The organism is Zemynaea arenosa (assembly GCF_004614185.1).
GTDB classification, from domain to species: domain Bacteria; phylum Pseudomonadota; class Gammaproteobacteria; order Burkholderiales; family Burkholderiaceae_D; genus Telluria; species Telluria arenosa.
On record NZ_SPVF01000239.1, the window covers coordinates 1 to 8,562 of the forward strand.

The window sequence follows — 8,562 nt, forward strand, 5'->3', positions numbered from 1 at the left end:
GGCCCGCGGCGCCGGCGGCCTGCAGGGCCCGCGTGCCGTCGATGGGGCACGCGCCTTCGGCCACCACCACGATGCTGTGCTGGCGCCCAGCCCGGTCGCGCTGGGCGATCACGCGGGCCACCGGGTCCAGGTCGAAGGGGATCTCGGGAATCAGGATCGCGTGCGCCCCGCCCGCCAGCCCGGCATGCAGCGCAATCCAGCCGGCGTAGCGGCCCATGGTCTCGACCACCATGATGCGGCGGTGGCTCTGAGCCGTGCTGTGCAGGCGGTCGATGCATTCGGTCGCAAACGCCACCGCCGTATCGAAGCCGAAGGTGGCCACGGTGTGGTCAAGATCGTTGTCAATGGTCTTGGGCACGCCGACCACGCGCAAGCCCTGGCGCGCCAGGCCGTCCGCAATCGCCATGGTGCCGTCACCGCCTACGGCCACCAGTGCGTCCAGGCCCAGGCGCGCGCATTGGGCCAGCACGTCGGACGAACGGTCGCAGGCGGCGATGGAGCCGTCGGGCTGCGGCTGCGGGTAGTGGAACGGATCGGCGTGCACGCTGCTGCCGAGGATGGTGCCGCCGAGATGGGCGATGCCGTGCACATCGTCCGGTGTGAGCGCGCAGACGCCGCCTCCCAGCCGGTCCGGCGCCAGCAGGCCATCGAAGCCGTCCCGGATACCGGTGACTTCCCAGCCCTCGCGCGCCGCGGCCAACACCACGGCGCGGATCACCGCGTTCAGGCCGGGCGCGTCGCCGCCGCCCGTCAACAGGCCGATGCGCCGAATCGCCGGGGTCCCGGTTGCCCCTGATGCTGCCACCATGTTCCGCTCCGTTAGCACGCGGACCATATGTCCGCAAGCCGACTATCGCTGTTTGGACATCGAAAATCTTTGCGGCATATCAAAAACACCTGACCTGGCAGCACCGAATATGCAACCAAATGGTTGCATATTGCACGTCAGCGGCTGGCGTACCAGGCAATCACCTCGTCGATCTCCTGCGGCGTCATCTGGTGCACCACATTGCGCATCTGGCGGTTGATGTCGTTGTGGCGCGCACCCTGCGCGAAGGCCTGCATCTGCCCGCGCAGGTAGGCTACCGGCAGCCCGTCCAGGTACGGGGTCGCCGTCTTGGCCACCGCCAGCGCATGGCAGGACGCGCACGCGCCGATGTTGCGCACCGGCGCCCCGTTCGAGACCAGCACCGGCGCCAGGCTGGCCGCCGCCGTCTCGCGCACCATGGCCTTCTCGCGCGGCAGGGACTGGTAGTAGGCCGCCAGGTCCCGCATGTCCTGGTCCGACAGGTCCGTCACCAGCGGCTCCATCACCGCGCTCTTGCGGTGGCCGGACTTGAAGTCCACCAGCTGCTTGTAGGTGGCCGGCGCGGGCTGCCCTGCCAGGTGCGGCGAATCGGCCGGGCTCATGCCGCGCGCCCCGTGGCACATGGTGCAGCGCAGGGCCAGCGTTGCGCCGCGCCCGATCGAGGGATTGTCCGCCGCGGGCAGCATCTGGTTGTAGACAATCACATTGGTCGGCCGCGCCATGCCCTCCTGCGGCATGCCCTCCGCCACGAACGGCCGCGTGACACCGGCGGCGCTGCAGATCGCATCCCACAGCCCACCTGCGCCCTGCCCCTGCGTGCGCGGCAGCCACACCAGGCCCACCAGCCCGGCCACGAGGGCCAGCAGCACGACGATCCCCACACTGCCGACGAACCAGCGGTTGGCCAGGCTGAAGACCTTGTGCTCTTCCGCCGGATGATGCGCGCGATGATCCGGTTGCTGGTGCTCGTTCATGGCGGTCCTCCGATCGGCACGGCCGGCACCGAGGTCTGGGGCTGGCGCGCCAGCTCGATGATCGGGAACCCGTAGTTCACCACCGTCAGCCCGATCATCAGCGCGATCCACAGCCCGTGCCCGTTCAGCGCGGCCGGCAGGCGGCCCAGCACGTGGACCGGTTCACTGAACGTGTACTGCGGCAGGTTGATGCGCAGCGCCCGGTGCCCGCGCAGCAGGACCAGGAGGAACAGCACGCCCGACACCACCAGCATCAGCCCCCCGATGAAGGTGATGATCACGGACGCCGCCAGCGGCTGCAGCTCCGGGTGCGTGTAGTCGTAATAGGCCATCCGCCGCGGCATGCCGAGGATGCCGACCGCATGCCACGGGAAGGTCGTCACGATCATGCCGACGAACCAGAGCCACAGCTGCCAGCGGATCAGCTTCACGTCCTTGAGCTCGCGCCCCGTCAGGTGCGGCCACAGGTCGTACGCCAGCGCAAAGTACATGATCACGATCGCGCCGGCGAAGATCAGGTGGAAGTGCCCCGTGATCCACTGCGTGTTGTGCACCGCGAAGTCCAGCTGGTAGCTCATGTTGATCAAGCCACCCGCCCCGCCGAAGCCCAGCAGGATGAAGGAGAACGCCACCGCCAGCATCATCGGATTGTGCCAGGGCAGCGCGCGCACCCAGCCCAGCGCGCCCGTGCCGCCGCGTAGCCGGCCCGCCACCTCCACCGACGCCGTGATCGTGAAAATGGTCAGCAGCGTGGGCACCGACACCATGCCGGTGAAGACCGCGTGCAGGAACTTCATGCCCGCGCCGACCTGCGGGTCCTGGAACAGGTGGTGGGCCCCGATCGGCATCGAGAACACCAGGAACAGCGCGAACGAGATGCGCGCCATGGTGTCGCTGTACAGCCGCCCGCCGATCGCGCGCGGCACCAGTGTGTAGAAGGCGATATAAGCGGGCATCAGCCAGAAATAGACGATGGCGTGCAGGGTCCACGAAAAGAACACCCGCGCCAGCCCCGCATCGATGGTGGACTTGAAGCCCAGCGCCACGGGCAGGATCTGCAGCAGGATTTCGAGCGCCGCACCGACCGAGGTCCAGGCCCACAGGTACGCCCCGGCCGCGTTGGCGAACATCGGCAGCGGCACCGCCTGGCCCGGGTGCTTCTTCTTCCAGGCGTACATGTTGATGGACATGAGCGCCACCCAGATCCACGAGCCGACCACCACCAGCACCACCCCCAGGTAGTAGAACGGATTGCCCACCAGCGGCGGGTAGAACGTGTACAGCACCGAGGCGCGGCCCAGCGCCACCGGGATCATCGCCATCACGGTGCCCAGCACCACGAGCGCGAACCCGGCCCAGGCCCAGCGCTTGCCGATCAGTGTCTGCTTGAGGGACAGCTCGACAATGGCGTAGCCGAAGCCCATCGCCACCAGTGTCGGGAACACATAGCCCATGGCCGAGCCGTGGGCGGTCACGGAGCGGTAGTACAGCTCCGGGTTGCCGATCCACGCGTGCAGCGGGCTGCGGATGTACATCTGCCACTCGCCCAGCAGCAGCGCCACGAAGAAGGCGGCAAAGGCCACCCAGAAGTGGGCCAGCACCAGCCGGCGCGCGTCAACGTTCAACACAGCTCGCCCTCCCCGCTGCGGCGCGGCTCAGCGCCTGGTCGAACTCCGCCTGCGGCACCACCTTCACGTGCGCCCACATGGCCGCGTGCCCGGTGCCGCAGTATTCGTGGCAGGGCATGAGGAAGTCGCCGGTCTTGTGGAAGCGCGCCTCGAAGCTGCTTACGTACCCCGGTACCAGCATGGTGTTGACATTGGTGCCGGTGACCGAGAAGCCATGCACCACGTCCGCACTGGTGGCGCGGATCAGCACCGGCGTATCGGCCGGCACCAGGATGCACTGGGGCGTGAACGAGTACTGGTTGGCCACCACCCGCAGCGTCAACTTGCCATCGGCCTCGCGCGCGGTGCCGAGGTTACGCTCGACGAATTCGCCGGCCAGGTGCAGGGTCGTCGGGTCGATGGTCTCGGTGCGCGTGGCGGGCATGGAGATCCAGTGCAGGCTCATATAGGCCATCATCACCAGCAGGAAGGCGATCACTGCGCCGACGATCCAGGCCCAGCGCGCCTCCGCCTTCTCCGCCACTGCGTGCGGGGAAGCGGCGTGCGCGCCTCGTGCGTCATGTGCTTCCATCCGCCCTCCCTTACACGCCGCCGCGCGCGACGAATACGAACACGTAGAACAGCACCCAGCAGGCCATCACGATCGCCAGCGCCACCCCGGCCACCGCGAACGCGCCTTTCGGCCCGGCCGCCACCACGGCGTCGACGCGCTGCTGCAACTCTTCCCGGCTCGCTACGACTGGCGGTTCCTGGAACATTGGTGTCTCCTTGCAGAGGTTATGCGACGCTTATTCGACGCTTGTTCGATGCTTATTCGACAGTGGCGCTGCGCAGCACGTTCACCTCGCGCACCGTGACCGGCGCGCCGCGGTTGCCCCAGGAGGTGCGGATGTAGGTGACCACCGCGGCGATGTCGTTGTCGTTGAGGGATTGCGCGAACGGCGGCATCCCGTACGGCATGGGGTTCTTGCGCGTACCCGGCGGGTAGCCGCCATTGAGCACCATGCGGATCGGATTGACCGCGGAGGTCATGCTGATCGAACGATTCCCGGCCAGCGGCGGATAGTGCGGCAGCTTGCCCTTGCCCTGGGCCCCGTGGCAGCTCGCGCACTGTTGCGCGTAGATGCGCTGGCCCTGCGAATACATCTGCTGTTCGGCAGCCCGGATCGGGGCGCGACCAGGCTCTGTGCTGCCGGTGTCCGTATTGGGGAGGCTCTTGAGATAGACCGCCATGGCGCGGATGTCCGCATCGGTCATGAACTGCAGGCTGTTGAAGGTGACCTCCGCCATCGGCCCGTACACGGTGCCGCGGTTGGAGACGCCGGTCTGCAGCAGGTCCATGATGTCCTTCAGCTCCCAGTCGCCCAAACCGGCCTCGCGGTTGGAGGTGAGCGAAGGCGCATACCAGTTCTGCATCGGGATCAGGCCGCCCTGGAAGGCGCGCGCCTCGGACGAGCCGCCCAGCGCGTTGATCGGCGTGTGGCACATGGCGCAGTGGCCCAGGCCCTGCACCAGGTAGGCGCCGCGGTTCCATTCCGCCGACTTGGACGGGTCGGGCCGGTACTCGCCTTCGTCGAAATACAGCGTGCGCCAGCCGATCAGCAGGGCGCGGTTGTTGTAAGGGAAGCGCAGGTCGTGGTCGCGCGACGGCAGGCGCACCGGCGGCACGGAGCGCAGGTAAGCGAAGATGGCATCGCTGTCGGCGCGCGTGACGCGGGTGTAGGACGCGAACGGCATCGCCGGGTACAGCAGCTTGCCATCGCGCCCGCGGCCGGTGTGCATCATGCGGTAGAACTCGTCCGCGGTCCAGCGGCCAATGCCGGTCTCGGGGTCGGGCGTGATGTTGGGCGAGTACAGGGTGCCGAAGGGCGTGGGCATTGGCCGGTTGCCGGAGAAGATCCTGGCGCCGGGGATCGTGTGGCAGGCAATGCAGTCGCCGGCCTGGGCGAGGTAGCGGCCACGGTCCACGATGCTGGGCGCGGGTGCTGCCTTGGGCGCCGCCACCAGCACCCCCGGTGCAGCGGCGGTTGGCGCGGGCGTGCGGGCCTGCGACCACGCGGCCTCCGGTGCGCCGATGGCGAGCAAGCCGGCCGCCAGCAGCGCGCTGCAGACGGCAGCGACGCGGATCGCCCGCCTGTCCGCGAGCCTGGTGGTGAATGGGGCGCTGATCGTCCGGGCGGCCTGGGTGGCGATCTTGCGGGCGAGCCCGGTGGTGAGTTTGGCGGAGAGTCTCATCGTGCTCTCCTCAGCGCATCTGCTGGCTGCCGCAGGCCAGCGGCAGGCGCAGGCTGGCGTCGCGCTTGGCCGGGCGCGAGTTGGCGGGCACGGGCAGTGAGGCCAGATAGGCCGCAGCGGCGGCGACTTCGCGCTCGGTGAGACTGGATGCGACGAACTGCATGCAGTCCGGCGCCAGCGCCGTGCGCACGCCATAGCGCCAGGCCCCCAACTGGGCACTCACGTAGTCGGCGCGCAGCCCGAGCAGGCCCGGGATGCCGGGCTCGCGGCCATTCAGCTCGCTGCCGTGGCAGGTGACGCAGGCGGGAATCTTCTTGCCCGGCACGCCGCCGGTAACGATGGCCTTGCCCTCGTTGACCAGCTGCTGCGGGGGTTTCGCGTCGCCCTGCCCGCGCACCGCCGGAAAGGCCGGATTGAGTGCGGCGAAATAGTCCGCCATGCGCGCCAGATACGGATCCGGCAGGTATTCGAGCAGGTAGTTCATCGGCAGGTAATGGCGCCGCCCGTCGCGGAAGGCCACCAGCTGGTTGTACAGGTAGCCAGCCGGCTTGCCTGCCAGGCGCGGAAAATACACATTTTCCACACCGCGCCCCTGCGCCCCGTGGCAGCCGACGCAGGCCGCGATCCGCGCCTCCATCGTGTCCGGGATCACGTCCGCCCCGCCGCGCGGCGCCTGCGCATGGGCGGGCAGCAGCACGGCACTGATGAACGCAGCTGGGCAGACGAATCGCAATCGCACGGCTTGGCTCCTCGGCAATGGAAGGCCGCAATGTCCAGCCTCATCGTGGAGCGGAAAGTAGCACGGGTGTCGGTATTTCCGCTCCTCAATCGTGCGCTGCTGCCGAGCTCACGCGGCCTTGCGCTCCTCCAGCGAACGCGCTGCCTTGCGGGCGATGTCGACGAAGGCGCGCGCGGCGGGCGAGGCGCGCGCCAGGTTGCGCAAGCCGAGGCCCACGCGGCGCCGGATGGCCGGGCGGAACGGGATCACCACCACGTCCGGGTGGCTGCGCGCGAGGTCCATCGGCAGCGCCAGCTCGGGCATCACCGAGACGCCGTCGCCCGCCCCCACCAGCCCGAGGATGGTGAGCACCTGCGACATGCGGTAGCGGATGTGCAGCGGCACGCCGTGGCGCGCGAACTCCGGCTCCACCAGCGGACCGCAGCAGGCTTCGGACATGATGAAGCCTTCGCCCGCCAGGTCGGTGGGCGCAATGAACTGGCGCTGGGCCAGGCGGTGGGTGCGCGGGACCAGCGCCAGCAGCTGGTCCTCCGCCAGCGGCACGGTGTCGAAGCTCTCGTTGGGGAGCACGATGAAGCCCGCGTCCACGCGCCGCTCCAGCAGCCACTGGCGCACTTCGTCATCGGTGCCCTCGTCGATCTGGACCTCGATGCCGGGGTAGCGCGCATGGAAGGCCTTGAGGATGGCGGGCAGCAGGCGCAGGGACGCGGTCGGGCCGAAGGAGCCGATGCGCACCACGCCACTGTTCATGCCGCGCGCAGCGGCCGCTTCCTGCCGCATCGCGTCCGTAAGGCCGGTGATCTCGCGGGTGCGCGCCAGCATGCGCTGGCCGACGTCGGTCAGTTCCACGGCGCCCTGCTGGCGCACGACCAGCTCCACGCCGAGCTCCTTTTCCAGTGACTTGATCGCATGCGAGACGGCGGACTGGCTGATGCCGAGGCGCTGGGCAGCGGCGGTGAAGCCGCCCAGGTCCGCGACCAGGATAAAGATGTCGAGCTGGGTGAAGGTCATGAGTAATCGCTCATTTTCGTATAATCATGGATTAGTTTTAATGTATGTCCTCCTGAACCGGAAAGCAAGCTACCGATCATGACTACGACCACTGCCACCTCCCTCCCCGCCGCGCCGGCCCGGCCGCTGGGCGTGTATCTGCGGCTTGCCGCCACCGCCATGTTCTGGGGCGGCACCTTCATCGCCGGGCGCACGGTGGCGCACGTCCTGCCGCCGATCGTCGCCGCGCTGCTGCGCTTTGGCGTGGCGGCCGCGCTGCTGCTGCTGATCGTCTGGCGCAAGGAAGGCGGGCTGCCGCGGCTGTCGCGCCAGCAGGTGCTGGCCACGGCGGCGCTGGGGCTGACCGGCATCTTCCTGTACAACCTGTGTTTCTTCGGCGCGCTGGGGCGCATCCCGGCGGGCCGCGCGGCGCTGTTCATCGCGCTCAACCCGATCGTGACGGCGCTGGCGGCGGCGCTGTTCCTGCGTGAGCGGCTCAGTGGCCGCAAGTGGGCCGGCATCGCACTGGCATTCTTCGGCGCGGCCATCGTGATCACGCGCGGCGACTTCGCCGGCGCGGTGCACGATATCTCACAGTCGCTCGGCACCGGCGAGCTGCTGATGCTGGGCGCGATCAGCAGCTGGGCGGTGTACACCCTGGTCGGGCGGCGCGCGCTGACGCAGCTGTCGCCAGTCGCCGCGACCACGTATGCGGCGTTGTGGGGATTGCTGTTCCTGGCCGTCGGCGCGGTGCCGCAACTGGGGCAGATCGACTGGACGCAAGTCGGCTGGACGGCGTATGCGTCGGTGGGCTACCTCGGCGCGTTCGGCACGGTGATCGGGTTCGTGTGGTACTACGAAGGCGTCAAGGCGCTGGGGGCGTCGCGGGCGGCGGTCTTCAACAACCTGGTGCCGGTGTTCGGCGTGACCTTTGCCGCGCTGCTGCTGGGCGAGCCGGTGCTGCTGTCGATGGTGCTTGGCGGCGCGGTCGCGGTGGCGGGCGTCACGCTGACCAACCGATAGAGGACAACGCCGCGCAGCCGGCGCGGCGACAAGCCTGAGCGCCACTTAGAGGCGCTGCGACAAACGAGGGCGCCGCGCAGGGCGGCGCGGCGGCAAAGCCTGCGCGGCGATAAGCCTGAGCGCCGCTCGTCCGGCGCGGCGCGATGCCTGAGCGCCGCTCAGAGG

The 8,562-nt window shown here is 68.9% G+C and carries 9 protein-coding genes; 1 reads left to right on the forward strand and 8 read right to left on the reverse strand.

The genetic code is table 11. The annotated features are described in order from the left end of the window. The 8 genes from E4L96_RS18760 to E4L96_RS18790 all read right to left on the reverse strand — a co-directional run. Positions 1-808, reverse strand: an 808-nt coding sequence (locus tag E4L96_RS18760; RefSeq protein WP_135208738.1) for a 6-phosphofructokinase, incomplete at its 3' end; no start/stop codon positions are given. 137 nt (positions 809-945) lie between these two features. Further along, positions 946-1,782 (reverse strand): c-type cytochrome, encoded by an 837-nt coding sequence (locus E4L96_RS18765; RefSeq protein WP_135208739.1) that lies wholly within the window; start codon positions 1,780-1,782, stop codon positions 946-948. Next, complete coding sequence (locus E4L96_RS18770; RefSeq protein ID WP_167758742.1) at positions 1,779-3,383, reverse strand: cbb3-type cytochrome c oxidase subunit I; 1,605 nt, start codon at positions 3,381-3,383, stop codon at positions 1,779-1,781. The genes E4L96_RS18765 and E4L96_RS18770 overlap by 4 nt, the downstream gene beginning before the upstream one ends. Positions 3,384-3,396: 13 nt before the next feature. Continuing rightward, on the reverse strand, positions 3,397-3,981 hold the full coding sequence (locus E4L96_RS18775) for a cupredoxin domain-containing protein (RefSeq protein ID WP_135208741.1): 585 nt from the start codon (positions 3,979-3,981) through the stop codon (positions 3,397-3,399). 10 nt (positions 3,982-3,991) lie between these two features. After that, positions 3,992-4,168 carry a hypothetical protein gene (locus E4L96_RS23875; RefSeq protein WP_167758741.1) on the reverse strand — a complete coding sequence of 59 codons (177 nt, stop codon included), beginning with the start codon at positions 4,166-4,168 and terminating at the stop codon, positions 3,992-3,994. A gap of 52 nt (positions 4,169-4,220) precedes the next feature. Further along, the gene (locus E4L96_RS18780; RefSeq protein ID WP_229414618.1) at positions 4,221-5,645 is read right to left on the reverse strand and encodes a c-type cytochrome; all 1,425 of its coding nucleotides are present in this window, start codon (positions 5,643-5,645) and stop codon (positions 4,221-4,223) included. A 10-nt stretch (positions 5,646-5,655) separates the two neighbouring features. Beyond that, a complete protein-coding gene (locus E4L96_RS18785; protein WP_502654458.1) occupies positions 5,656-6,384 on the reverse strand; it encodes a c-type cytochrome in 729 nt (242 codons plus the stop codon). A 108-nt stretch (positions 6,385-6,492) separates the two neighbouring features. Next, positions 6,493-7,395, reverse strand: a complete 903-nt coding sequence (locus tag E4L96_RS18790; RefSeq protein WP_135208742.1) for a LysR family transcriptional regulator — start codon at positions 7,393-7,395, stop codon at positions 6,493-6,495. Positions 7,396-7,473: 78 nt separating this feature from the next. Here E4L96_RS18790 and E4L96_RS18795 point away from each other — a divergent pair, with 78 nt between their 5' ends. Further along, positions 7,474-8,397 (forward strand): DMT family transporter, encoded by a 924-nt coding sequence (locus tag E4L96_RS18795; RefSeq protein ID WP_135208743.1) that lies wholly within the window; start codon positions 7,474-7,476, stop codon positions 8,395-8,397. Positions 8,398-8,562 lie beyond the last annotated feature (165 nt).